General features: G+C 71.3%; 26 protein-coding genes. 14 read left to right on the top strand and 12 right to left on the bottom strand.

Features of this window, described 5'->3' with window-relative positions:
• The first annotated feature begins 101 nt into the window (after positions 1-101).
• The 5 genes from csgH to GGQ91_RS03910 all read left to right on the top strand — a co-directional run bounded on the left by csgH (position 102) and on the right by GGQ91_RS03910 (position 3,719).
• The gene (csgH, locus tag GGQ91_RS03930) at positions 102-383 is read left to right on the top strand and encodes a curli-like amyloid fiber formation chaperone CsgH (RefSeq protein ID WP_182591384.1); all 282 of its coding nucleotides are present in this window, start codon (positions 102-104) and stop codon (positions 381-383) included.
• A gap of 237 nt (positions 384-620) precedes the next feature.
• Complete coding sequence (locus tag GGQ91_RS03925; protein WP_236961864.1) at positions 621-1,184, top strand: hypothetical protein; 564 nt, start codon at positions 621-623, stop codon at positions 1,182-1,184.
• A gap of 4 nt (positions 1,185-1,188) precedes the next feature.
• Entirely contained in the window at positions 1,189-1,686 is a 498-nt protein-coding gene (locus tag GGQ91_RS03920; protein WP_182591382.1) for a curli assembly protein CsgF, read from the top strand.
• Between the two features lie 116 nt (positions 1,687-1,802).
• A complete protein-coding gene (locus tag GGQ91_RS03915; protein ID WP_043379424.1) occupies positions 1,803-2,714 on the top strand; it encodes a CsgG/HfaB family protein in 912 nt (303 codons plus the stop codon).
• A 6-nt stretch (positions 2,715-2,720) separates the two neighbouring features.
• Positions 2,721-3,719 carry a lytic transglycosylase domain-containing protein gene (locus GGQ91_RS03910; protein WP_182591380.1) on the top strand — a complete coding sequence of 333 codons (999 nt, stop codon included), beginning with the start codon at positions 2,721-2,723 and terminating at the stop codon, positions 3,717-3,719.
• Here GGQ91_RS03910 and GGQ91_RS03905 read toward each other — a convergent pair.
• Both GGQ91_RS03905 and GGQ91_RS03900 read right to left on the bottom strand, forming a co-directional pair.
• Positions 3,713-4,069, bottom strand: coding sequence for a hypothetical protein (locus tag GGQ91_RS03905; protein WP_043355336.1), 357 nt, complete (start codon positions 4,067-4,069; stop codon positions 3,713-3,715). The genes GGQ91_RS03910 and GGQ91_RS03905 overlap by 7 nt on opposite strands.
• 594 nt (positions 4,070-4,663) lie before the next feature.
• A complete protein-coding gene (locus GGQ91_RS03900; protein ID WP_182591379.1) occupies positions 4,664-5,134 on the bottom strand; it encodes a tRNA (cytidine(34)-2'-O)-methyltransferase in 471 nt (156 codons plus the stop codon).
• A gap of 178 nt (positions 5,135-5,312) precedes the next feature.
• Between GGQ91_RS03900 and GGQ91_RS03895 the strand changes: the two genes are divergently transcribed.
• On the top strand, positions 5,313-5,816 hold the full coding sequence (locus GGQ91_RS03895; RefSeq protein ID WP_043355339.1) for a PRC-barrel domain-containing protein: 504 nt from the start codon (positions 5,313-5,315) through the stop codon (positions 5,814-5,816).
• Positions 5,817-5,921: 105 nt separating this feature from the next.
• Complete coding sequence (locus tag GGQ91_RS03890; protein WP_043355341.1) at positions 5,922-6,503, top strand: SCO family protein; 582 nt, start codon at positions 5,922-5,924, stop codon at positions 6,501-6,503.
• 27 nt (positions 6,504-6,530) lie between these two features.
• Here the strand turns inward: GGQ91_RS03890 and GGQ91_RS03885 are convergent, their stop codons facing one another.
• Positions 6,531-7,172: a PilZ domain-containing protein gene (locus GGQ91_RS03885; protein ID WP_043355343.1), complete on the bottom strand. Its 642-nt coding sequence runs from the start codon at positions 7,170-7,172 to the stop codon at positions 6,531-6,533.
• A 230-nt stretch (positions 7,173-7,402) separates the two neighbouring features.
• Positions 7,403-8,002, bottom strand: coding sequence for a PAS domain-containing protein (locus GGQ91_RS03880; RefSeq protein WP_043379090.1), 600 nt, complete (start codon positions 8,000-8,002; stop codon positions 7,403-7,405).
• A gap of 350 nt (positions 8,003-8,352) precedes the next feature.
• Here GGQ91_RS03880 and GGQ91_RS03875 point away from each other — a divergent pair, with 350 nt between their 5' ends.
• Both GGQ91_RS03875 and GGQ91_RS03870 read left to right on the top strand, forming a co-directional pair.
• Positions 8,353-9,174 (top strand): rhomboid family intramembrane serine protease, encoded by an 822-nt coding sequence (locus GGQ91_RS03875; protein ID WP_043355351.1) that lies wholly within the window; start codon positions 8,353-8,355, stop codon positions 9,172-9,174.
• Positions 9,175-9,305: 131 nt separating this feature from the next.
• Positions 9,306-9,737 carry a CBS domain-containing protein gene (locus GGQ91_RS03870; protein ID WP_043355353.1) on the top strand — a complete coding sequence of 144 codons (432 nt, stop codon included), beginning with the start codon at positions 9,306-9,308 and terminating at the stop codon, positions 9,735-9,737.
• Between the two features lie 179 nt (positions 9,738-9,916).
• On the opposite strand, the gene GGQ91_RS03865 is transcribed toward GGQ91_RS03870, so the two are convergent.
• The 4 genes from GGQ91_RS03865 to folE form a co-directional block, all read right to left on the bottom strand.
• The gene (locus tag GGQ91_RS03865; protein WP_053609314.1) at positions 9,917-11,488 is read right to left on the bottom strand and encodes an alkaline phosphatase D family protein; all 1,572 of its coding nucleotides are present in this window, start codon (positions 11,486-11,488) and stop codon (positions 9,917-9,919) included.
• Positions 11,489-11,585: 97 nt separating this feature from the next.
• Positions 11,586-12,569, bottom strand: coding sequence for a patatin-like phospholipase family protein (locus GGQ91_RS03860; protein ID WP_182591377.1), 984 nt, complete (start codon positions 12,567-12,569; stop codon positions 11,586-11,588).
• Complete coding sequence (hisI, locus tag GGQ91_RS03855) at positions 12,566-12,988, bottom strand: phosphoribosyl-AMP cyclohydrolase (protein WP_043355359.1); 423 nt, start codon at positions 12,986-12,988, stop codon at positions 12,566-12,568. The genes GGQ91_RS03860 and hisI overlap by 4 nt, the downstream gene beginning before the upstream one ends.
• Before the next feature lie 20 nt (positions 12,989-13,008).
• Positions 13,009-13,827 carry a GTP cyclohydrolase I FolE gene (gene folE / locus GGQ91_RS03850; RefSeq protein ID WP_043379097.1) on the bottom strand — a complete coding sequence of 273 codons (819 nt, stop codon included), beginning with the start codon at positions 13,825-13,827 and terminating at the stop codon, positions 13,009-13,011.
• Between the two features lie 239 nt (positions 13,828-14,066).
• Here folE and GGQ91_RS03845 point away from each other — a divergent pair, with 239 nt between their 5' ends.
• The 5 genes from GGQ91_RS03845 to uraD all read left to right on the top strand — a co-directional run bounded on the left by GGQ91_RS03845 (position 14,067) and on the right by uraD (position 16,427).
• Entirely contained in the window at positions 14,067-14,510 is a 444-nt protein-coding gene (locus tag GGQ91_RS03845; RefSeq protein ID WP_182591376.1) for an iron-sulfur cluster assembly scaffold protein, read from the top strand.
• Between the two features lie 4 nt (positions 14,511-14,514).
• Positions 14,515-14,853: a membrane protein insertion efficiency factor YidD gene (gene yidD, locus GGQ91_RS03840; RefSeq protein ID WP_182591374.1), complete on the top strand. Its 339-nt coding sequence runs from the start codon at positions 14,515-14,517 to the stop codon at positions 14,851-14,853.
• 237 nt (positions 14,854-15,090) lie between these two features.
• A complete protein-coding gene (locus GGQ91_RS03835) occupies positions 15,091-15,261 on the top strand; it encodes a DUF3606 domain-containing protein (protein ID WP_075381142.1) in 171 nt (56 codons plus the stop codon).
• Positions 15,262-15,274: 13 nt separating this feature from the next.
• On the top strand, positions 15,275-15,580 hold the full coding sequence (locus tag GGQ91_RS28485) for a DUF2934 domain-containing protein (RefSeq protein WP_043379099.1): 306 nt from the start codon (positions 15,275-15,277) through the stop codon (positions 15,578-15,580).
• 337 nt (positions 15,581-15,917) lie between these two features.
• Positions 15,918-16,427: a 2-oxo-4-hydroxy-4-carboxy-5-ureidoimidazoline decarboxylase gene (uraD, locus tag GGQ91_RS03825; RefSeq protein ID WP_278306233.1), complete on the top strand. Its 510-nt coding sequence runs from the start codon at positions 15,918-15,920 to the stop codon at positions 16,425-16,427.
• Between the two features lie 40 nt (positions 16,428-16,467).
• Here the strand turns inward: uraD and GGQ91_RS03820 are convergent, their stop codons facing one another.
• The 4 genes from GGQ91_RS03820 to glcE form a co-directional block, all read right to left on the bottom strand.
• Entirely contained in the window at positions 16,468-17,616 is a 1,149-nt protein-coding gene (locus tag GGQ91_RS03820; RefSeq protein ID WP_236952758.1) for a methyl-accepting chemotaxis protein, read from the bottom strand.
• Between the two features lie 267 nt (positions 17,617-17,883).
• The gene (locus tag GGQ91_RS03815) at positions 17,884-20,946 is read right to left on the bottom strand and encodes an Rne/Rng family ribonuclease (protein WP_182591372.1); all 3,063 of its coding nucleotides are present in this window, start codon (positions 20,944-20,946) and stop codon (positions 17,884-17,886) included.
• Between the two features lie 672 nt (positions 20,947-21,618).
• Positions 21,619-22,947 (bottom strand): glycolate oxidase subunit GlcF, encoded by a 1,329-nt coding sequence (gene glcF, locus GGQ91_RS03810; protein ID WP_043379110.1) that lies wholly within the window; start codon positions 22,945-22,947, stop codon positions 21,619-21,621.
• Positions 22,948-23,095: 148 nt separating this feature from the next.
• Entirely contained in the window at positions 23,096-24,283 is a 1,188-nt protein-coding gene (glcE, locus tag GGQ91_RS03805) for a glycolate oxidase subunit GlcE (RefSeq protein ID WP_179697536.1), read from the bottom strand.
• Positions 24,284-24,300 lie beyond the last annotated feature (17 nt).

The following is a 24,300-nucleotide window of genomic DNA, read 5'->3' as shown; positions in this document are numbered from 1 at the left end:
CCTGCGGGAGCGTCCCTTCTCTCGCCATCCCAGCGACTTCGATCCCAGGCGCAGTCTCGATCATGCCCAGCCTCACCGTCGATCCGCCCGTCCTCTGTCGCGTGGTCGAGAGCCGCTCGGCCGAAACGACGCGTCTGGCTCTTCGCGTCGAGGCGCCCCGCGGCACCGCAGGGCGGTACAGCCTGGTCGTGCGGAAATCGGATCCGGCAGGCACCGCGACGATGCAGCAGGGCGGTGGCTTCGACCTCGCCCCCGGCGAAACCCGGGATGTCGGCAATCTGACCGTCAGCGTCCTGCCGAACGGCCAGCTCCGGATCGACGCGTCCGTGCTGGTCGACGGGCGCAAGATCAACTGCGGTCATATCAGCATATACGATCTTTGATCGGCTGATCGATAATCGCCGATGTCAGTCGGTTGACATACCACTTTTTCGTTATCGGGAAATTATCCGTCGATTCATTGACATGGGCTGCCAACGGCGACAGCGGGTCGATTCTTATCAGAATTCATTGTGCCATAGTCACCACACGCCGGCTTAGAAGCCGTGTGGATAAGATATTTTGCTGTACGTTATCGAATAGCACTGATTTAAGGTGGGCCAAACAAGCAGGGGGGACAGATGATGCGCCGCACGCGCCGCAGCCGGACCGCAGGTCAAGTGCTGCTCTTCGTCCTCCCGCTCATGGCCGGCTCGGCGGCGGCCCAGGATCGCGTCGCGATCGAACAGATCCAAGCCCTAGCCCAACGCGCCGCGGCCGGTGCTCCGGGGCGGGCGATCCAGGAGAGCGACTACATCCTGGGCAACCAGTCCGGCATCCTGCTGCTCAGCCCGAGCCTCCCGCCCCAGCCGGCAGCCAATCAAGCCCGGGCCCTTCAGGTCGGAACAGGCAACATCTCCACGATCGACATGTCGGGCTACGGGAATGTCGCGGTCCAGAGCATCATCGGCGCGCGCAATACGGTGACGCAGCAGCAGACAGGCTCCTACAATCAGTCGACAGTCTCGGTCTTCGGCGATTCCAACACCGTCGGTACCCGGCAGGACGGCAGCGGCGCGGCCGCGACGATCACGGTCCGCGGCGACAACAACGCCATCTCGGCGCAGCAGCAGGGCAACAACGCCCTGCCGATCAGCATCACGCAAGTCGGCAACGGCGCCAACGTCTCGGTCACCCGGAGGTAACCCCATGCGCTTGTCCCGTCTCCTCGGGCCGCTCGTCTGCGGCGCGGCTCTCCTTGCGGGCGTAGAGGCGCAGGCCAGCAGCCTCGTCTACCAGCCGATCAACCCGTCCTTCGGGGGAAGCCCCCTGAACGGCGCCTGGCTGCAGGCCGAGGCCGCCGCCCAGAACGACGCGCAACGGTCCGCCCAGCGCGACCAGCAGCTGTTCTCGGCGGCCCAGAGCAACGCCAACACCAAGACCCCCGGTCAGATCTTCGCCCAGCAGTTGCAGACGCAGATCTACAGCTCGCTGGCGAACCAGATCACCCAGGCCCTCTTCGGCGAGAACGCCCAGCAGAGCGGCAGCTACAGCTTCGGCGGATCCCAGGTCACGTTCCAGCGTCTGGGGACCAACATCCAGCTCCAGATCTTCGACGGCCAGTCGACCACCACCATTGTCGTCCCGGCGACGGCGGCGGCCGGCGGCAGCGCGATCGCCACGACGCCGCTCTCGGGCGCGCCCTGAAGCCGGGCGCAGGACGATGGAAACCGATCATCCTTGGCGGCCGGCTTCGCCGACCTGTGCCGCGCGAGCGGACGCGGCGGACCGGCATGCGGACCGGAACGGAGACGGCGTTGCCCGTGCGTAGCCTTCTGAACAGCCTGGTCGGCGCCGTCATCCTGTGTGCGGGCCTCGCCGCCTGCGCCCCCTGGGAGCGGGAGCTGCTCGCCCAGGCCCCGGTGGTGACGCCGCCGTCGCCCACCGACCTCAATCTGGAGACGCTGCCGCCGCCGACCCGCCGGGTCGACATCGCGATCTACAGCTTCCCGGACCTCACCGGTCAGAACAAGCCGAACGACAACATCGCGGAATATTCCCGCGCGGTCACGCAGGGCGGGGGCGCCTTCGTGGTCGACGCCCTGCGGCGCGCCGGCCGCGGCCAGTGGTTCTCGGTGGTGGAGCGCACCGGTCTCGCCAATCTGCTGCAGGAGCGGCAGCTCATCCGGGCCACGCGCCAGGAATTCGAGGGCGTGGAGGCCAAGCCGCTGCCGCCGATCCGGTTCGCCGGCCTGATCGTGGAGGGCGGCATCATCGGCTACGATGCCAACACCGTCACGGGCGGCGCCGGCGCCAACCTTCTGGGCATCGGCGGCGACACCAAATACCGGCGCGACGAGGTGACGGTGGCGATGCGCATCGTCTCCGTGCAGAGCGGCGAGGTGCTCAACAGCGTCACGGTGACGAAGACGATCTACTCGGTCGCCCTCAACGCCAACGCGTACCGCTACGTGGCGGTGGCCAAGCTGCTGCAGGTCGAGGCGGGTGTGACCCGCAACGAGCCGACCCAGATGGCCGTCCGCGAGGCGATCGACCTCGCCGTCTACGCGACGATCATGGAAGGCACGCGCAAGAAGCTCTGGCGCTTCCGGGACCCGGTGCTCGGGACGCGCTTGGTCGACGCGTACCTCGCCCGCGACAAGCCGACGCCGCTCGAGGTTCCGGCCGCAGAGGCGCCGGTGGCGCCGGTGGGGCCGGTGGTGGTCAAGTCCTGAACCGCCATGCTGGAGCCCGTCGCACGCCCGCTCCGGTTCGGCCACCGCCGCAGGGGCGTGCGGGGGCCGCTCGCCCTCTGTCTCGTGCTGGCCGCCGCCCTGACCCCGATCATCGCGCCCCGGGCATCGAGCACCGCGCGTGCCCCGATGGCGCCGGATGCGGCCGACCTCACACCCTTCGCGCAAAGTGCGCCGCCGCCGATTGGGCCAGTGGCCAGCCTGGTCCGGTGGCCGGCGATCAGTCCGGCGATCAGTCCGGCCATGGCCGACCTTCTGGTCCTGGATCGGGGCGCGTTCCAGCCGATCGATGCCGCGTCACTGCTGTTCTCGCGGGGTGATGGCGACCTGGACCGGCTGATCGCGACCGCGGCCGCGGCCAACGACCTGCCGCCCGACTTCTTCCTGCGCCTTCTGCGTCAGGAGAGCGGCCTCAATCCCTATGCGGTCAGTCCGGTCGGCGCACAGGGAATCGCCCAGTTCATGCCCGGGACCGCCGCCGAGCGCGGCCTGCGAAACCCGTTCGATCCCGTGGAGGCGATTCCGAAATCCGCCGAACTCCTGCGCGAGCACCGCGCGCGCTTCGGCAATCTCGGTTTGGCGGCCGCCGCGTACAATGCCGGCCCTCAGCGCGTGCGCGGATGGCTCGACGGCCGTTCGGGCATGCCCGCCGAGACGCGCGACTACGTGATCCGCATTACGGGCCGCCCCCTGGAGGAGTGGGCCCTGCAGAGCGGCCGGTCCCTGCCGGGGACGGCGCTGGCCTTCTTCGCCCCGCGCAGTCTCGGCTCTGCCTGGGCCGGCCGCGCCGACCCGCTCCTGCGTCCTGCGTCCCTGCTGGGGACCGAGCCGGTCTTGCGCGACGGGCCCGTGCCGTCGACGGCGCGCTCCGCCAGGACGAGGCCCCAGCGCCCGTCGGCACGGAGCCCGCAGCCGCGCTCCGAGCAGGCCCTCTGCGCGGTCCTGAACGGCGAAGGCCGCACCTGCCTCGTCCAGGCGGTCTATTGAGGGGGCGCGAGCTGCTCGATCCGGACCGCCTGGGCGGGCGTGGTCGGCTGGCGGCTCTGCCGAAGCCTGCGCCGCTTCCCGCGCCGTGATGCCCCCGCCGCCGGGATTGGGCCTGCCGCCTCAAGCAGGGACCGGTCGATCACCGGCGCCCGCTGAAACGCAGCCGGTCGCGGGCCGGGCGCGAGGCGCTGCCCCTCGTAGAGTTCGATGCAGTCCCGGAGGGCCGTCGGGTCGCGGATGAAGGTGCAGTCGTTCACGTTCGGCACCGGCGCGCCCTGCGCCGCAGCGGCGGTGATGCTCCCCGCGGCGGCGGCGGCGAACACAATCGTCCGCAGTGCAAATCCGGACATGGACGAACCTCACGGCCGTGCAGGCGAGTCGCCGCGTCGGCCTGAAACTACATTATTCAGCGTCTATCAGAACATTCACCTATCCTGCCAGTTCCGAAATTCTGATTTCGCTCGAACTCCAGAGGCCAGATCTGGGCCGCGGCCGCCGGTCGGGCGCGCGGCCGAGGCCCGCGCGACTTCGCCGCCCCGTTTCGCAGCATCGACCGGCGCTCGGCGGACCGCCGCGCCACGTCGCCGAGGGGGCCATCTCCACATCCGCAAGTCATGTCGGCGAGACGGCCGGCTCCTGGTGGCCTGCAAGCGGCGGCACCTGGCGCAGGCGCCCCCTCGTCCGACCGATGCCTGCGGGACGGGCCTGATCGGCAATGGCACAGCGATCCGGTGGGATGTCGGTGAGGGCCGCTCAAGGCGATCCCCCGGAGCGCGGCAAGCTGCAGCGCCAAAAGGACTGCCCCTTCACGGGGGGCGGATCACTCTGCCGACGGCCCCGCGCAGCCCGCACGGTCCGCCTAAGGGATGGCGTCACAGTCCGCTGAGTGACGGTATCGGGTCGAACGCAGCCGTTCGCGCGGCCAATCCGGCCGCGTTCAGATTCTAGATGCCCGCCCGCGATGGCCCGCCCACCTGCCGCAGGGCCTCGCCGGCGATCATCGCGGCCGCAACCGCGACGTTGAGCGAGCGTAGGCCGGCCCGGATCGGCACCACGATCCGGGCATCGGCCGCCGCGTGCACCGCCTCCGGTACGCCGGCGGATTCGCGTCCCACCATCACGCAATCGTCCGGGCGGAAGGCGAAGTCCGTGTAGGGTAGGGCGCCCGCCGTGGTTGCGAGGACGAGCCGGATCCCGGCCTCGGCCCGCCACGCCGCGAAGGCCGCGAAGGAGCGGTGCCGCGTGATCGCCACGTGGTCGAGGTAGTCGAGCCCGGAGCGGCGCAGGTGCCGGTCGGAGACATCGAAGCCCGCGGGTTCCACGATCTCCACCGCGAGCCCCAGGCAGGCGGCCATGCGCAGCATCGTGCCGGTGTTCTGGGGAATGTCGGGCTGGTAGAGGGCGAGGCGGAGCATGACACCCGCCTTGTGCGGGGTGGGGCCCGCGCCGTCAAAGGCCCGCGCCGACGACGCACAGCCGGCAAACCGCCGCGGCGGCCCCCGCCGACGCCGAGACCGGGCGGAACTTAAGCCCCGCCAGAACCTTGAGGCGGCGCCACCCCATGTTCGGCCCCCGTCTGAAAGACCTGCTCCGATGCGCACCCCGCTCCTCGCCTCGGCCCTCCTGCTGGCCGGCCTCGCCACCGCCTCGGCGCAGACCGACGGCACCAAGCCGGACGGCGGCAGCGCCGCGACCCCGGTTCCCGGCGCACCCGCCACCATGGCCGACAACCTGCGCCCGACCTTCGTGGCTCAGACCCCCGACGACATGGTCGCCAGCAAGCTGATCGGCTCCAGCGTCGTCAACGGCGCCAACGAGACGATCGGGCAGATCGCCGATTTCGTCCTCGACCAGAAGGGCGCCGTGAAGGCCTGGATCATCGGGGTCGGCGGCTTCCTGGGGATCGGCTCGAAATACGTCGCGGTCGACCCGTCCGTGCTCAAGCTCGACCGCACCGACGGCAAGACCCTTCAGGCACGGATCGACACGACCAAGGACCAGCTCCGGGCGGCGCCGGAATACGTCTATCTCGGCAAGGAGCCGCCGAAGGGCGCCGCTCCGGCGAGCCCCGCGGGGGAGCCGGCGCAGAAGCCCTGACCGCGCCGACGGCGCGGGGCCGGGCGGCCGGCGGCACCGCGCCGGCTTGCCTCCGCGCGCCGTTGTGTGCTGTGCCGGCCTCCCCCGGAGGTCGGAACCCGTCCCATGCGCCGCGCCCTCGTCCCGCTTCTCGCCTTCTGCCTCGGCCTCGTGGGCCTCACCGGGGCGGCGGTGTTCGCGTTCCTGCCCGACAAGGCGCCGGTGGGCGTACCCGGCGTCGGCGGCCCGTTCACCCTCGTGAACCAGGACGGACGCACCGTCACCGAGCGCGATTTCGCCGGGGCCACCCATCTCGTGTTCTTCGGCTTCACCCACTGCCCGGATGTCTGCCCGACCACCCTGCAGCAGATCTCCGCCGTGCTGGCCGCCCTCGGGCCGAAGGGCCAGGCGATGCGGGTCGCCTTCATCACGGTGGATCCCGAGCGGGACGATCCGGCGAGCCTGAAGACCTACCTGTCGAGTTTCGATCCGCGCATCACCGGCCTCACCGGGACCCCCGAGCAGGTCACCGCCACCGAGAAGGCGTACCGGGCCTATGCCCGCAAGGTGCCGGCCAAGGACGGCGACTACACGATGGAGCATACCGCCCTGGTGTACATCATGGACGCGCAGAACCACTTCCTCGGCGCCCTCGACCTGACCCGGCCGGCCGACGAGGTCGCTGCGCAGCTCGCCAGGAAGATCTGAGCGCGGGGTGGTCCGGCCGGGGACGCGCTACAGCGTCATCCCGGCATGGAAGCGGTCGGGGGAGAGGGGCAGCAGGAACTGCACGCCGAAGCCGCCCTCGAAATAGCGGACCAGCCGCCCCGGCGTGCTGCCCACCGTGACGGCGGCGCCGAGAGGCAGCGGCACCGGGCAGGAGATCGCCACGCCCGACATCGAGATGTCGATGAGGCGTGCCCTGATCTCGCGGCCGCTCTCGACGCGCAGGATCACGGCCGTGTTGGTCGGGACGAGACGCTCGTGCGAGCGCCCCTCCGGCAGCCCCAGCATCTCCCGGTTGGCCAGCCAGGTGAGCTGGGAGGCGAGCTTGTCCCGCTTGCGCGGCGTGGCGTTGAGCTGGACCGCAAAGCCGTCCGCGCAGGGGCGGGCGATCACGCCTTCGATCCGGCCGATATGCTCCAGGTAGAGCACCACGCGTTCGCCGACTTCGCCCTGCACCGCGCAGGTCAGCCGCACGCCGCCCGGCGACATGTCCACCGTCTGGCAGGGGTACTCCCGACGATCGGCCAGCATGTAGCGGCCGAGCACGGCGACCCGCACGCGCTGGTGCCGGCGCTGGTCGGCCGCACCGCGCGCCGGCTCGGGGGGCGCCCCGCGTCGATCTGTTCCGGCGGTGGCCGCGACCGCGATCATTCCGAGATAGGTCCTACGCCGAGATAAAGGCCGGTACAGACTAAGCTCGGACTGTTACGAAACCCTTTTTTCCTGCTTCTGCGTGTTTCGGCCCTGTAGAAGCATTCACTATCGGACGTTGCCTCGACGGGCGCGATCGACTTTCGCCGTGACGGTGTTCTCGGATTCCCGCGCGGATCCGCTCGTGGCAGCGAGCGTCATCCCAGTGAATCTTCGAATGAATACAATCCTCAGGCGCGTCCGCCGGCGTGGACGAGGAGGTGACCGTGGCGCACCGGTCCGGGATAGGTGGCGCTCGTGCGCACGGCGGTGCGGGCGGGCGGCCCCGCCTCGGGACGGCGGCTGGGCAGGATGCGTAGGGAGGTTGTCTCGGCTTCCATCAGCGGGCGCAGGCCGAGCCAGTGCGGCGCACCGTCGAGGCTCAGGGTGCCGAGGGCGCGGACCTGGGTCCGGCCGCGGTGGCGCAGGGGCAGGAGCAGGAGTTCGAGGTCCGCCGCCTCGCCGGCCGCATTCGTGCCGCGCAGGCCCGCCACGACGCCGAGCGTGTCGCTGGCGACGATCTCGACGATCCGCCAGGGATCCGGGGCCCGGGAGCCCCAGAGCCGGGCGAAGGGCTCACCCTTCAGTTCACGGCCATACAGGGCGCAGACCCGCGTCCCTGCGAGCCGGATCGTCGCGGAACGGGCGAGCATGTCGAGTTCCAAAATCAGGCTGTCGGCGAGAAGGTGCCGGATCTCGCCCGGCTCGATCTCGGCGCGCTCCGGAGCAGCCCGCTCTCCGCGCAGGCGCTCCCAGTAGGCGTGGAGCATGCGGCTGGTGGGATGTTTCATCGGTGTCCCGATTCTCAACGCCTGTGGTTCATCCCCGGATCACTCTGGCACATCCGCGCGGGTGTGACGGGCCGATCCGGGCGCTCACCGCGTCTGGGCGCATGGGCCGTGCCGGCCCGGTGCGTCCGCGCATCGCTGGACCGACCGGCGACGCGCGGCCCGGGGGTTAGCGCGTCAGGGCCGGCGACACAATCGTCGCACCCCGCGCGGCGCTCAGCCGTCATCCGGGGCGGAACCGGTGCGAAGACAGATGGGCGCCGTGTGATGGACTGGTATCCTCTGCGTCTTTGCGAGCTTCAATACGTCGCCGGGGCTTGCCCAGTCGCGCCGCGCCCCGACATGGTGCCGCGATGGATGCCTCCCCCGACTTTCCGCGGCAGAGCCGCGTGCCCGTGTTCAACATGCCGGGGGTTGTCACCCTCGCGATCGGGCTTCTTCTGGCGATCCAGGCGGTGCGCGAGTTCCTGCTGCCGGACACCTGGGACATCCGCCTCGTCCTCGATCTGGCGCTGATCCCGGCGCGCTGGACCCTCTGGTTCGATCCCGGCCAAGCCACCGAGGTGATCCGCGCGGCCGCCGATACGGGCGATCCCAGCCTTGAGGCGGCCCGCGAGGCCTTCGCCCGCTACATCGTGGGCGAGCACGCCCTCCAGCCCTGGACGCTCGTCACCTACGCGCTGCTGCACGGCTCGTGGATGCACGTGATCTTCAACAGCGTCTGGCTCGCGGCCTTCGGCGCCCCGGTGGCGCGCCGCTGCGGCGCCCTGCGCTGGTGCGTCCTCGCCCTTGCCGGCACCGCGGCCGGGGGCCTGTTCCACATCCTGATCGATCCCCTGGGCGCCGGGCCGCTGGTCGGCGCCTCGGCGGGGATCTCGGCCCTGATGGCGGCCGCCGCCCGCTTCGTGTTCCAGCCGCCGGTCTCCGGCTACGGCGCGCCGGCCTGGCAGGTGCCGCCGGCCCGGCCCGCCGAGACGATCCCCGAATTGCTGCGCAACCGGACGGCCGTGTCGTTCCTGGTGATCTGGCTCCTGACCAACCTGCTCTTCGGCCTCGTCAGCATGCCGCTGGTCGGCGAGAACGCCGCCATCGCCTGGGACGCGCATCTCGGCGGCTTCATCGCGGGCTTCTTCCTGTTCCCCCTCGTCGACCCTCGGGAGCCGCGGCGGCACTGAGCACCTTGCCATCCGGCCGGATCGGTCACACACTCGCCACAATGTGAACGCGCCGGGCCCAACCCGGCCGAGAACGCAATCAGGGCGCCGCGGGCTGACGGCGTACCGGACGCGTCACAAGGGAGAGAGCCATGACCGTCGCACGCATCCTCGCCGAGAAGGGAAGCTCCGTCGTCACCGTGAGCCCCGACAAGACCCTGGAGGACGTGATCCAGATCCTCGCCGACAAGCGGATCGGTGCCCTGGTGGCCGCCCATGCCGACGGGACGGTGGCGGGCATCATTTCCGAGCGGGACATCATGCGTGCGCTGGCCCGGCACGGAGGCTCGGCCTTCGACGCGCCGGTCTCGGCCCATATGACCACCGCGGTCACGACTTGCGGTCGGAGCACCACGATCGAGGAGGTCATGGCGCTGATGACCGACGGGCGCTTCCGCCACGTGCCGGTCTGCGAGGACGGGCGGCTGATCGGCCTGGTCTCGATCGGCGACGTGGTGGCGCGCAAGATCGCCTCCGTCGAGGCCGAGCAGCAGGCCCTGCGCGACTACATCACGATGGCGTAGGGGCGCGAAGCCTCACGTCTCTCGCGCCCTCCGCCCCCGGGCTTCACCGGTTCAGAGCAGGCCGGCGGTGCCGGAGCGCGACGCGCGCCCTCTCCCGCATGGGAGAGGGGACCTGCGCGCCTCCGCGTCGACGGACGAGCGGGCCGACAGCTCAAGCCCATGATCGCCCGCGGTCCGTTTCACGCCTTCATGGGATCGAGGGTGACGTGCCAGAGGTCGGTGTCGGCCGCGTCCTTGAGGGTCACGGTCATCTGCTCGGTCCGACCGTCCACCGCCACGTGGCCGAAGAACTGGTAGCCGGCGGCCGGCGACAGGTTCACCTGACCCTTGTCGGGCGCCTTCACGAAGCGCAGCTGCGGCCCGAACGTGTTGTCCAGGGCGTTCGGCCCGAAGGTGCCCGCGTGCAGCGGGCCGGAGACGAACTCCCAGAACGGGTCGAAATCCTGGAACTGCGCCTTGTTGGGGTCGTAGTAGTGGGCGGCCGTGTAGTGCACGTCGGCCGTGAGCCAGACCGTGTTGCGGATCCCCGCGCTCTTGATGAAGCGCAGGAGGTCGGCGATCTCCAGTTCGCGCCCCAGGGGCGGCCCGTCGCCCTGCGCCACCGCCTCCGAGCCGAAATTCCGGTCGACGTCGTAGGTCACCACGAGGCCAAGGGGCATGTCGGCGGCGATCACCTTCCAGGTCGCGCGGGAGTCGAGCAGCGCCTGCTTCAGCCACGCGAGTTGCTGCGGCCCGAGGAAGTGGGATTCGGGGCCGTACTCCGTCTGCTTGTTCTCGCCGTTCGGGCCCCGGTAGGAGCGCATGTCGAGCATGAACACGTCGACCAGCGGGCCATAGGCGATCTTGCGGTAGACCCGGCCGGGTTCCGCCGGCTCGAAGCGCATCGGCATGTACTCGTGAAACGCCTTGGCCGCCCGCAGCTGCAGGGCCAGGACGTTCGGGTCGGAGTATTTCTTCTTGAGGTGCTCGGCCCGGGTGAGGGGTTCACCCGGCCACCAGTTGTTGGTGACCTCGTGGTCGTCCCACTGCGCCAGGATCGGCACGGTGGCGTTCATCGCCAGCACGTTCCGGTCGGTGAGGTTGTACTTGTGCCGGCCCCGGAACTCCGCGAGCGTCTCGGCGGGCTTGGCCACCTCCTCGGTGACCCGGTTGCGCCACAGGCTGCCGTCGGGGAGCTTCACCTCGGACTGGATCGGCCCGTCGGCGTAGATCGTGTCGCCGGAATGGATGAAGAAGTCCGGCCGGTTCTTCAGGATGGCCGAGTAGATCGTCATGCCGCCGCGGGCCTCGTCGATGCCCCAGCCCTGGCCCGCCGTGTCGCCCGACCAGCAGAACGACACCGTGCGCCTGTCCGCCGGCGCGGTACGGAACCGGCCGATCTGAGCCGGTCCGACGATCGTCGGGGCGGCGATGTCCTGGAGGCGGACCCGGTAGAACACGTCCTGGCCGGCCGGCAGCCCGGTCAGGGCCACCTTCACGGTGCCATCGGTCTCGGGCAGGGCGTCGGCGAAGACGCCGCCGCGGATGTCGGAAAAGCTCTCGGTGGTCGCCCATTCGACGATCGCCCGGGCGGGCCGGTCGGAGCGCGCCCAGACGACCGCCGAGTCGGTGCCGACATCGCCCGATTGCAGGCCGTGTGTGAGGACCGGCCGGTCGGCGGCACGGCTCAGGCCGGGGCGCCCGAGGCCGGAGGCCAGCCCGACGAGGCTCGCGCCCCCGGACAGCAGGATCTGACGGCGACTCGTATACATTGGAAGCCCTCCAGTATGCAGGGCGCCCATCGCAGGCGGTCGCGACAGCCGGATGACGGGCGGGCACGCAGGCGGGCTGGATCGGGTCCCGACAGCCTCACGCCCGAGCCGCGGCACCTTCCAGCATAGTGCGGATCCGGGGCAGGGCGGCCCGGGCGGCGCGGTGCCCCAGAGCAATGCCCTCCGCGGCGCGGTGGAAATCGAACAGCCCGAAGGCGCCGAGATCCGGGCCGATGGCGACGTCCGGCGGGTCGCGTTCCAGCCGCGCCCGCGAGATCCGATCCTGGGTGGTGTTGAAGGCGTCGAGCACCACCCGGGCGATGCCCGGTACGACGAGCTCGGGCTCGGGACGGTCGAAACCCGGCAGGCGTCCGCGCACCACCTGCAGAAGGCCCCGGCGCGGGGGCGGGTGCGGCGCCTCGCGCACCACCGGACCGCCGGTATCGCCGTTGAGGTTCACGCAGATGACCAGGTCGGCACCCAGCGCCCGGGCCAACGCCACCGGCACCGGGTTGACCAGAGTCCCGTCCATCAGCACGCGGCCCGCGTGGGCCACCGGTGGGAACAGGCCGGGAATCGCGTAGGAGGCGCGCACCGCATCCACCGCCGGGCCCTCGGTGAGGCTGATCTCGTCGCCGGTGCCGTACTCGGTGGCGACGCAGCCGAAGCGGATGGGCAGCGTCTCGATGCGGCGCGTGCCGAGATCCGCGGCGAGGCGCTGGCGCAGGCGGTTGCCGGCGATCAGGCCGGAGCCCGGCAGACGGGGATCGATGAGCCCGACGACGCGGCGCCGGGTCAGCGCCCGGGCGAAGGCTTCGAGCCGGTCGAGGCGCCCGGCCGCGTAGCAGGCGCCGACCACCGCGCCGATGGAGCAGCCCGCCACAACGGTCGGATGGATGCCGGCTTCCTCGAGGGCACGGATCACCCCGATATGCGCCCAGCCCCGGGCCGAGCCGCCGCCGAGCGCGAGCCCGACCCGCGGTCCGGCACTCGGCGACGGCCGGACCGGCTCGACGGTTCCGGGAAGGAAATGGGGATCGGCGGATTCGTCTTGCCACCGTGTGGCAAGAGGGTGGTTCATCGCCCGGCGGCCTTCAGGACGACCTGGCCGTCCGCCTCACGGACGACGCTGCGGTAGAAGCAGTCCCGCCGGCCGGTGTGGCAGCAGCCGCCGTCGCCCCCGACCTCGACGCGGATCAGCAGGGCGTCCTGGTCGCAATCGACCCGCATCTCGACCACGCGCTGGATCTGACCGCTGGTCGCCCCCTTGTGCCAGAGTTCGCCCCGCGAGCGCGACCAGTACCAAGCCTCGCCGGTCTCGAGCGTGCGCGCCAGCGATTCGGCGTTCATGTGGGCGAGCATCAGCACCCGCCCGTCTTGCGCGTCCACCGCGATGCAGGCGACGAGCCCGTCGCGGTCGAATCGGGGCGTGAGGGCCGTACCTTCCTCGACCTCGGCGCGGGTGCCGGGGGGAGCGAAAGCGATGTCGCGGGCAGTCATGGGCAGGTCGTCGCCTGAGGCTACTTGGCGCCGCCGCGCACCAGGGTCAGGAAGCGGACCTGCTCGTTGGCATTGTCCTTGAAGACGCCGCGGAACTGGCTGGTGATGGTCGAGACGCCGGCCTTCTGGACGCCGCGCATCGCCATGCAGAGATGCTCGGCCTCCACCATCACGGCGACGCCGCGGGGCTTGAGGATGCTCTCGATCACGTCGGCGATCTGGGCGGTCATCGTCTCCTGGGTCTGCAGGCGGCGGGCGAAGGTGTCGACCACGCGGGCGAGCTTCGACAGGCCGACCACGCCCCGGGTCGGGTAGTAGGCGATGTGGGCGAGGCCCATGAACGGCACCATGTGGTGCTCGCAATGGGAGTGGAACGGGATGTCGCGCACCAGCACGATGTCCGAGTAGCCCTCGACCTCTTCGAAGACGCGTTCGAGGAGCTTCTCGGCATCGACCCCATAGCCGCCGAACAGCTGCTCGTAGGCCTTGGTCACCCGGGCCGGCGTGTCGAGCAGGCCCTCGCGGGTCGGATCGTCGCCGGCCCAGCGCAGGAGCGTGCGCACGGCGGCCTCGGCCTCGGCGCGGCTCGGGCGGCCGGTCTCGATCCCGTCCGGGACGCGGGTGGCGGAAGCCGGCTCGGGCGCGACCTCGATGGGACGCCCGTCATCCACCGGCCGATTGTCATTGCGCATGCCGTTCAGCCCTTGCCCATCACTCCCGTTCCGGCCGAAACCCTGGCCATCGCCCTGGTAGGACAAGGATTTGAGCGCGGCATCCATGGCATCTCCGGCCCGCGCGATGCGGGACTTCATCGGGGTGCTGTCGGGCTTTGCGTACATCGTCGGATCGGGTCGGGCGTTCGAGGGAAGTTCCCGGGCTCGAAAAGGTTTCAAGCCGGCGCCCCGGGATGGTCTAAAGCCGTGAGCACCACCGTGGCCGTGGGCGCGACCCTGGTCGACGGCCCGCCTCCTCGCGAAGCGACCGTACGGCGCCTATATCATCGTTCGCGGGGCAACGCGCAATGCGCGATGCACGCGGCAGAGTCCCGATGGGATTGACGCCTCCGGTTGAGGACCCGATGCTCGACGATATCTACAACCGCCGTATCCTGGAACTTGCCGCCGATATCCCCCGGCTCGGTCGGCTGGAGAACCCGGATGCCAGCGCCACCGCCCATTCCCGCCTCTGCGGCTCGACCGTGACGGTCGACCTCGTCCTCGGCGAGGACGGCCGGGTGACGGATTTCGCCCACGAGGTGAGGGCCTGCGCCTTGGGGCAGGCCTCCTCGTCGCTGATGGGCCGGCACGTGGTCGGCACCACGGCAGAGGAGCTGCGCAGCGTCCGCGAGACCATGCGGGCGATGCTCAAGGAGAACGGGCCTGCGCCCGACGGCGCCTGGGCGGACCTCGCGGTGCTGGAGCCGGTGCGGGCGTTCAAGGCGCGCCATGCCTCGACGCTCCTGACCTTCGACGCGGTGGTGGACGCCCTCGATCAGATCGCCGCCAAGCGACGGGCCGCCTGAGGGCATGGTCCGGCGCGCCGCCCATTGGGCGATCCGCCTGTATCAGCTCACCCTGTCGGGTCTGATCGGCCGCCAATGCCGTCATTGGCCGAGCTGCTCCGAATACACCGACACGGCCATCGCCCGGCACGGGGTCTGGCCCGGCGGCTGGATGGGCGTCGCCCGGATCTGCCGCTGCGGCCCGTTCGGAACCCACGGGATCGATCTCGTGCCGGAGCAGCTGCCCGCGGGGGCAGCGTGGTACCGCCCCTGGACCTATGGCCGCTGGCGCGGCGTCGAGGCGCCGCCGTCACCCTTCGCCTGTGAGGCGGTGGCGGAGGGGCGTGGAGCGGACGCGCGGTGAAGGTCGCGATCCCGGCCTGTTTCAGCTGAAGCAGCAGGCGACGGGATCGATGCTCCGGCACCCGATCAGCCCGCAGCTCCGACCCGTCCACTAGGCACGTCGACCCGGTACGGGATACGGTCCGCGAGCCGGCGGCGCTCGCCGTGCGACCGGCCGCAACCGAAGGCTTCGACCCCGGTTGTCCTTGCGGAGAGCCCGGCATGTCCGCGGCTCACGGCGAACCGGAGCGGGCACAGAATGTCCACCGAATTCAGAGGCAAGACGCATATCGACATCTATGACCGCGCCATCCGCGAGGAGTGGGCACAGCGCTTCGGCGTCAGCGAGGAGCGGCTGCGCAAGGCTGTGACCATGGTTGGAAGCCGGATCACGAGCGTGGCCGCCTATCTCGACAAGCCGGCCTCCTGAGCGCGGTGGCATCGTGGACGTGCCCCCCGATTTCCGACCGCCCCCGGAGCTTCCGGCGGCGGTGACGCCGTCGGTCGAGCCCGGGCCCTCGTCCGGATCCGACGACGCTGTAACCCAGCCTCCGGCCCGGTCGCCCGATGCCCTCACGTTCGAGCAGATCCGCGAGCGGGCCTACGAACTCTGGGAGCGCAACCACCGGCCGGAGGGTTTCGAGATCGAGTTCTGGCTGCTGGCCGAGCGGGAATTGCGCAAGGAGCGGGAGCGCCGGAAGAGCGCGGATCGGCCGAACCATCCGGCATCCGGTTCGCCGCCGGCCTGAGCGGCGGTCTAGCGAGACCGGGGCATCATCCGCCATCGACCAGGCGGCGCGGGATGACAGCCCCCGGGGCGCGGCATCTGGTCGGCGGGGCCGGCTTGTGCGAGATCGGCGGAGGACCACCACAAGGTCGCGGGGGATCGCCCGCATGGCCGTGCAACGCGCAGGGCGCGATCTGGGCTGGGCCTTGCGCGGTCGCGCGCCGTGAGAAACCTTCGGCCCCGAAGGCCCGGTCTCCACCGCAACGGGCCGTCCGCTCACCCGTGCGACAGGAGTCCCCGTTGAAGCCCTCCGTCCCCGCTGCCCGAGCCCGGCCCGGTGCCAACGCAGGACCGGTCGCGTGACCGGTCTCGCCGCCCTGAACGACATGGATGCGCCGGCCTTCGAGGCGCTCCTCGGCAGCGTCTTCGAGCATGCGCCCTGGGTGGCTCGGGCCGCCTGGGCCCGGCGGCCCTTCGCCGACATCGCGGATCTGCACGCGGCGATGATGGCGGCGGTGCGTGCCGCCCCCGTCGAAACCCGCCGCGCCTTCCTGAACGGCCATCCGGAACTCGCCGGGCCCGAGGCCCGCGCCCGCAGCCTCACCGCGGATTCCGCGAGCGAGCAGGGGAGTGCGGGCCTCGACCGCATGGGCGAGGCCGACGCGCAAGTCTTCGACCGCCTGAATGCCGCCTACCGGGCGCGCTTCGGCTTCCCGTTCATCATCGCCGTGCGAGGCCGGGGACGGGCCGAGATCCGGTCCATCTTCGAGGCTCGGCTCGGCCGGGATCCGGCGGTCGAGGAAGCGACCGCGCTGGAGGAGGTCGCCCAGATTACCCGGATGCGCCTGGACCGCCTGATCACGCCGTAAGACGACCCGCGACGCGGCGGTCCCGGAACCGGCCCGGGTCTCAGGCCTCGATCGCCGACCGGGCCTCCTTCACGGCCGCCTCGAAGGCGACGAAGGCCGTGGTCGCCTGATCCCAGGCCTGGCTGCGCACGTGGCGGATCAGGGCGGCTGCCTGTTCGCGGGCCTGCGCCAGCGGCCGCTCGATGGCGGCGGCGCGCGTCGAATCGGCGGGGATCCCCTCCGGCGGCGTGTCGGTCGAGCGCATCCCGACCAGGGTCGCCGCGATCGCGCGGCGCCAGGCCGCGCAATCCGCCGAAAGGCGGATCACTTGCTGATCCGCGCTGGTCCCGATCTGGCGATCGAGCAGGGTACGCCCCAGATCCTCGATCCGACTCAACTGCGCCAGGGCATCACCGATCTCCCGGCGCGCCTTGTCGGTGCCTTCCGCGATGCGGCCGACATTCTGGGCGATGTCGCCGGTGGCCTGCATCTGCTGGCCGAGGATCTCCGAGGCCTCGCGCATCTGCGCCGCCACATTCGCCACGGCGCCACTCTCGGCCTCGACGCGGGCATTGGCCCGCATCATCGCGGAGGCGCCGGCCTCGACCGCGTTGCGGCTGCGGGTCACCGCGGCCTGCATCGCCGCCATCTCCTCGCGCAGGCCGCTGACCCGCGCCCGGATCTCGTCGGTCGCCTTGGCGGTCTGCGCCGACAGCGTCTTGACCTCCGCGGCGACCACCGCGAAGCCGCGGCCGGCCTCGCCGGCCCGTGCCGCCTCGATGGTGGCGTTGAGCGCCAGCAGATTGGTCTGGGCCGAGATCGCCGCGATGGTGCCGGCCATCTCCTCGATCCGCAGGGCGGCGGTCGAGAAGCTGTCGAGCCGGCTGCCGATCTCTTCGGTCCCCTCTTCGATCCCGCGCATGCCCTCGGTGGCGCGGTGAAGGTCGCCCACGCAGGTGACGATACCGGCCCGGGCCGTCTCGGCAGTCTCGGCCGCCGAGGAGGAGCGGGCGGCGATCTCCCCCGTCGTCGCGGCGAGTTCCTCGCTCGCTGCCGCGATCAGACGGGCCTGCTCGGCGGTGCCGGAGGCGTCGTGGGTCATCCAGCCGATGGAGGTCCCGGCGTCGGAGGCGGAGGCAGACAGGCGCGCCAGGAGCGACAGCCACTCGCGATCGACGGTCGATTCGGGTTCGGGACGCAGAGGTTCCACGACCAGCGCCGCCGCCGGAATCGTGGACGGCGCAGGCGTTATGACCGGGGTTGCGACCGCGTCAGAAACGTGACGCTGCCGACGCAAACTGAACATGCGGGACACTCCGATATCCGAATCGAAGCGGACCCTCGCACAGAACCTTCAATCAATGGTGAAGGATAACCGGATCTGCCCGCCGCCGATATAGCACTCTGCGGAAGTGCAATCGGCGGCGCTGCCAGAGGTTGCGCCTCCAGATATGGATCTATCTGGAGGCGCAATGCTTCATTCGCCCGTCAGAGCGGCCTTGGTGCGCGACCACCAGCCCGCGCGCTTGGGACGGTCCGGATCGGCGGGCGGCGTCAGAACCACCGCCACGGGCTCCGCGGGGACCTCCGCCGGGCCAGCGGTCGCGGCGTCCGGCGCAGCGGCGGGCTCTCGGTCGGCCGGCGCAGGGGCTTCGGCTTCCGCCACCGGCAGATCCACGGCGGTCTCGGTGCGGCCGGCCGCCGGGGCGGCCTCAACCGCCTCCGCCACCGCCTGGGCGCTCACCGGCTCTTCCGCCGACAGGGCCACCGTCTCGCCCACCGCGTCGGGAGCATCCTCCGTCTCGGCGGCGTCCCGCGTGCGGCCCTCGCTCCGTCCGCGACCGCCGCGGCGTCCGCGGCGGCGGCGGCGTCCGCCCTCGTCCTCGGCGCGGGCCGCCTCGTCGGGGCCGGCCACGGCCTCATCGGTCTCCCCGGCCTCGGCTGCGACGGCCTCGGCCGGCGCCTCGGCTGCGGCCGGCTCCTCGCCGTCCCAGTCCTCGTCCCGACCGTCCTCGTCCGAACGCTCGCCCTCCTGGCGATCATCGTCGCCGCGATCCTCCTCGGCGCGACCGTCCTGACGCCCGCCCCGGCGGCGGCGGCGGCGCCGCCGGCGGCGGCCTTCACCCTCCTCGCGCGTCGCCTCCTCGCGCGTCTCGGCGCGGCCCTCCTCGGCCTCGCCCTCGGCATCCGCCTCGACCTCGGCCTCGACCTCGTCGGCCTCCTCGTCCTCGTCCTCGAACTCCGTGGTGGGCGAGATCGCCTGGGCGCGCACGCCCGTCACCGGACCCTCGGCGCGCTGAGCCGGCTCGCCGCGGTCAAGCTGGAAGGCCGCGGTGGCGGCCAGCCGCTCGTCGGCCGCGATCGTGATGGTCACGCCGAAGCGCATCTCCAGCTCGCGCAGGTGCCCGCGCTTCTGGTTGAGGATGTAGAGGGCGACCTCGGTGCGGGTCCGCAGCACGAGGTTGTGGCTCGCCGACTTGAGCAGCGCCTCCTCGATGGAGCGCAGGATGTGCAGGGCCACCGAGGCGGTGGCGCGCACGAAGCCCGAGCCGCCGCAATGGGCGCAGGGGATCGAGGAGGATTCGAGCACGCCCGTGCGGATGCGCTGGCGGCTCATCTCCATGAGGCCGAAGGGCGAGATCCGGCCGACCTGGATGCGGGCGCGGTCGTTCTTCAGGCACTCGTTCAGCTTCTTCTCGACGGCGCGGTTGTTGCGCTTCTCCTCCATGTCGATGAAGTCGATGACGATCAGGCCCGCGAGGTCGCGCAGGCGCAGCTGGCGGGCAACCTCCTCGGCGGCCTCCAGGTTCGTCTTGAGGGCGGTGTCCTCGATGTCGTGCTCGCGGGTGGCGCGGCCCGAGTTCACGTCGATCGAGACCAGGGCCTCGGTCGGGTTGATCACCAGATAGCCGCCGGACTTCAGCGAGACGTGGCTGGAGAACATCGCGTCGAGCTGCTGCTCGACGCCGAAGCGGGCGAAGATCGGCGTCGGGTCGCGGTAGGGCTTCACGACCTTGGACTGGCCGGGCATCAGCATCCGCATGAAGTCCTTGGCCTCGCGGTAGGCGTCCTCGCCGGCGACCAGAACCTCGTCCAGATCCTTGTTGTACAGGTCGCGGATGGCGCGCTTGATCAGCGAGCCTTCCTCGTAGACCAGCGCGGGCGCCATCGAGGTCAGCGTCAGCTCGCGGACCGACTCCCACAGCCGCATCAGGTACTCGAAGTCGCGGGCGATCTCGGGCTTGGAGCGCGAGGCGCCGGCGGTGCGCAGGATGACGCCCATCCCTTCGGGCACCTCCAGATCCTGCACGACCTCCTTAAGGCGCTTGCGGTCGGCCGCCGAGGTGATCTTCCGGGAGATGCCGCCGCCGCGACCGGTATTGGGCATCAGCACCGAGTAGCGGCCGGCGAGCGACAGGTAGGTGGTGAGCGCCGCGCCCTTCGTGCCGCGCTCCTCCTTGACCACCTGAACCAGGATGATCTGGCGGCGCTTGATCACCTCCTGGATCTTGTACTGGCGGCGGTAGTGGCGGGGCCGCTCGGGGATCTCGGCCAGGGCGTCGCCGTTGCCGCCGACCTGGGCGATCTTGGGCTCGGCGTCGGGATCGTCGGAATCCTCGTCCGATTCGTCCTCATCCTCGTCGGACTCGTCCTCGTCGTCCTCCGACTCGTCCTCGTCCTCATCCTCGTCGTCGGATTCCTCGTCGTCCTCGTCGGACGCGTCATCCGCCTCGTCGGCGTCCGCCGGCTCGGCGGTCTCCTCCGCGAGGGACTCGGCCGGCGCTTCGGCGACGGTCAGCGCCCCCGCCACGGCGATGCGGGCCTCGGCCTCGACCGGGGCGTCCTGCTCGGCGGCGGCGTCGTCAGCGACCGGCCCGGCCATGTCGTGCGCCGCCTGCGCCTCGGCAGGGGCGGCCTCGGCGGGGGCAGCGTCGAACGGCGCCTCGGCAGGGGCGGCCTCGGCGGCCTGCGCCGGCTCGTCCTGCGCCACGGGGATGTCGCCGGCGGCGGTCTCGGAGGCGAGGGCCTCCCGCACGGCCTCGGGATGCTCGGCGAGCGTATCGGGCTCGGCGGCCGGATCGAAACCGGCTTCCGTCCGGATCTCGGCCTGATCCTCGGTCTGGGACGCCTCGTGCCCGTCCTCGGCGCTCACGGTCTCGTCGGCGCCGCGGGCGCGGGCCTCGGCGCGGCGGCCGCGGGAGCGGCGCGGCGACCGGCGGCGGCGCTCCTCGCGCTCGCGGTGCTCCTCGGCGTCGCGGGCGTCCTCCTCGAGGAGCGCCTGCCGGTCGGCGAGCGGGATCTGGTAGTAGTCGGGGTGGATCTCGTTGAAGGCCAGGAAGCCGTGGCGGTTGCCGCCATACTCCACGAACGCCGCCTGGAGCGACGGCTCCACCCGGGTCACCTTGGCGAGATAGATGTTGCCGCGCAGCTGACGCCGGTTGGCGGCTTCGAAATCGAACTCCTCGACCCTAGACCCGTGGACCGTGACGACCCGGGTCTCCTCCGGGTGCATCGCGTCGATCAGCATTTTGTTGGCCATGTCGGACTCTCGGCATGGCGGCCGACGTCGTTCTCCGTGCCCGTGGTCCCGGCGGCGCCTCGCCCGACGTCAAACCTGTCGGGTGGGGTGCCGGCCTCGTCGCCGAGGCGGATGGGTTCGAGGGGAAATTGCCGTCAACCGCCGTTCGGCGCCCTGGGCGCCTGGGGTTGAAACAGGCCGGGAGGAGGGACGGACCGGTGCGACGCGCCTCTTGCGCCTCCGGGGCACGCGCAGCTCTATGCTGGGCCGTGCGTCCGTCCATCGTGGTCCCGACCTCGCGAAACAATCTCGGCCGATGGGGATCGGCCGTGAATTCTGGGGTGCGGCGGAGAAGCTCCGCCGCGTCGTGTGACACCTGCCCGATCACGGGCGACACCCGTCGCCGTCAGACGGACCGAAACGGCCCGCCGCGACACCGCGACCGTTTTCGCAAGGAATTCGGTCACGTCCGCGGGCCGTTGCGGCGACCGGCGGGACCGGAGAGGGGTCCTCATCATTACAGACCGCTGTGCGGATTTGGCAAGGGTCAAGCGTGAATAGATGTCACGGGGCTGTCATGGCGCGCGAGGGCGGAGCCGCCGTCCCTGCGTGCGCGGTCCTGCGTCGTAGCGCGTCCCCTGGGCCCGGTGCGTGCGCGCGCGATGCCGGGGCGGCGATCCGACCGGGAGGATCCTATTCCGCCGCCGCGATCCGCGGCGCCACCCCGGCGAGCGCGGCGGGCTTCGGGCCGCCGGTCGCCCAGTCGAGCAGCTCGACCGTGTGGACGATCGGGATGCCGGTGCCCTTCCCGATCTGCGTGGCGCAGCCGATGTTGCCGGTGGCGATCACGTCGGGGCGCACGCGCTCGATGTTGGCGACCTTGCGGGCGCGCAGCTTCGCAGCCAGCTCCGGCTGCAGGATGTTGTAGGTCCCCGCCGAGCCGCAGCAGATATGGCCCTCGGGCACGTCCTTCACGGTGAAGCCCGCCCGCTTGAGCAGCGTCTTCGGCTCCAGCCGGATGCCCTGGCCGTGCTGCATCGAGCAGGCGGAGTGGTAGGCCACCACGAGGTCGTTCTCGGCCACCGGAGCGAGGTCGAGCAACGCCAGATACTCGGTGACGTCCTTGGCCAAGGACGACACGCGCCGCGCCTTCTCGGCATAGGCGGGGTCGTCGCGGAACATGAAGCCGTAATCCTTGATGGTCGTGCCGCATCCGGACGCGGTGACCAAGATCGCGTCGAGGCCCTTGGCGATCTCGGCGTCCCAGGCGTCGATCGTCTGCTTGGCATGGGCGTGGGCGGAATCCTCCTTGCCCATGTGGTGGGTCAGCGCCCCGCAGCAGCCCTCGTTGGCGTGCACCACCTCGATCCCGTGCCGGTTGAGCAGCCGGATCGCCGCCGCGTTGAAGTCCGGCCGCAACACGCTCTGGGCGCAGCCGCGCAGCAGGGCGACGCGCTTGGTCGCCGGGCCGCCCGTCGGCGGGAACCGGCCCGGCCGGTTGGTCGGCTCGCGGGGCGGCATCCCGGCGGGCGCCAGGTCGAGCATGGCGGCGAGGCGGTTGCCGACCCGCGGCAGCCGCGCCACCAGCCCGCGGACCGGGCTTCCGAGCTTGGCGGCGGCGAGGGCGAGGCGGAACCGGTTCGGGTATGGCAGGACCTGGGCGAGCAGCGTCCGCAGGAACCGGTCGCCGGCCGGCCGCGCGTAGGTCTTCTCGATATGGGCCCGGGCATGGTCGACGAGGTGCATGTAGTGCACCCCGGACGGGCAGGTGGTCATGCACGACAGGCAGGAGAGGCAGCGGTCGATATGCTTGACCACCTCCTGCGAGGCCGGCTTGCCGCCCTCCAGCATGTCCTTGATCAGGTAGATGCGGCCGCGCGGCGAATCGAGCTCGTCGCCGAGCAGCAGGTAAGTCGGGCAGGTCGCCGTGCAGAAGCCGCAATGCACGCAGGTCCGCAGGATCTTCTCCGAGGCCGCCATGGCGGGATCGGCGAGCTGGGCGGGAGCAAAATTGGTCTGCACGGTCTCTTCCTGCCTGCTCTCCGCCCCCCTTGCGGGGCGGAGTTCCGGGATCGCGGATCCCGCGTGGGGGTGGCGCAGGAGGCACCGTTGCGCCCGGTCCTCAGCCACCCCGTTCCTGGCCCCTCCCCGCGGGGGAAGGGGATGAACCTCAAACCTGCGCGTACATCCGGCCGGGGTTGAGCACCCCGGCGGGATCGTGCGCCGCCTTGATGCCGGCGGTGAGCCGCATCAGCGGCTCGGCCAGCGGCTGGAACACCGGCACGGCGGCGCGCACGGCGTCGGGGGCGCGGACCAGCGTGGCGTGGCCGCCCTGGGTCTTCACGGCCCGGCGCACCGCATCGGCGCCGGCATCGCCCTCGGCACCGGTGGCGAGCCAGATCAGGCCGCCGCCCCAGTCGAAGAACCAACGCGCGGGGCGCTCCGCCGCCACCGCCGCCGCCAGGGCCGGCCCGTGGGTCGGCGCGGTGGAGATCCGCCAGAGGGCGGCCTCCCGCGGCTCGGCGAGCGGCGCGGCGTCCCGCACGGACCGCCAGAGGGCGGCGCCGGCCTCGCCGTCCACGATCTCGGGCTGGCCGTAGCGCTTGAGCAGGCGGCGCAGCTCGCCCGTGCGGTAGTCGATGGAGTCGGAAAAGCCTTCGAGGCGCATCAGGGTCCGCGCCTCCGGGGCGCCGATCCCCGCCGGCAGATGCGCGGCGCCGGTGAGTTCGAAGGGCGAGCCGAGGGCCTCCGAAAGGGCCGTCACCGCCCGGGCATCGTCCAGCCCGGAGAAGACGAGGGTCGCCACGCGCTCGCAGGCCGGCAGCACCTTGAAGGTGACCTCGGTGAGCAGGCCCAGCGTGCCGTGGGCGCCGGCCATCAGCTTCACGAGGTCGAGCCCGGTGACGTTCTTCATCACCCGCCCGCCCGACTTGATCGCCTCGCCCCGCCCGTTGACGAAGCGCACGCCGATCAGGCTGTCCCGGGCCGCCCCGGCATTGATGCGGCGCGGGCCGGCATTGTTGATCGCCGCCACCGCGCCGAGGGTCGGCGCGCCGGAGCTGCCGTAGAGGCCGCGCAGGTCCATCGGCTCGAAGGGCAGCATCTGGCCCCGGGAGGCGAGCAGCGCCTCGACCTCGGCCAGCGGCGTGCCCGCCCGGGCCGCCACCACCATCTCGGCGGGTTCGTAGAGCGTGACGCCGGTCAGCGCCTTCGCGGAGAGCGTCGCGCTGTCCTGCGCGGGCCGACCGAGCCCCGTGGCGGTGCCGCCGCCCGCGAGCCGCAGGCGCTCGCCGCGCCCGGCGGCCGCCCGCACGATCTCCCCGGCCTCCGCCTCGGTGCCGGGCTCGTACACGCCCATCGTTTCCGTCCCGGTCC

The sequence above is a fragment of the Methylobacterium fujisawaense genome (genome assembly GCF_014138435.1).
Taxonomy (GTDB): Bacteria; Pseudomonadota; Alphaproteobacteria; order Rhizobiales; family Beijerinckiaceae; genus Methylobacterium; species Methylobacterium fujisawaense.
Note: the sequence above shows the minus strand (reverse complement) of the source record. Positions and strands in the feature narration are given on the sequence as shown.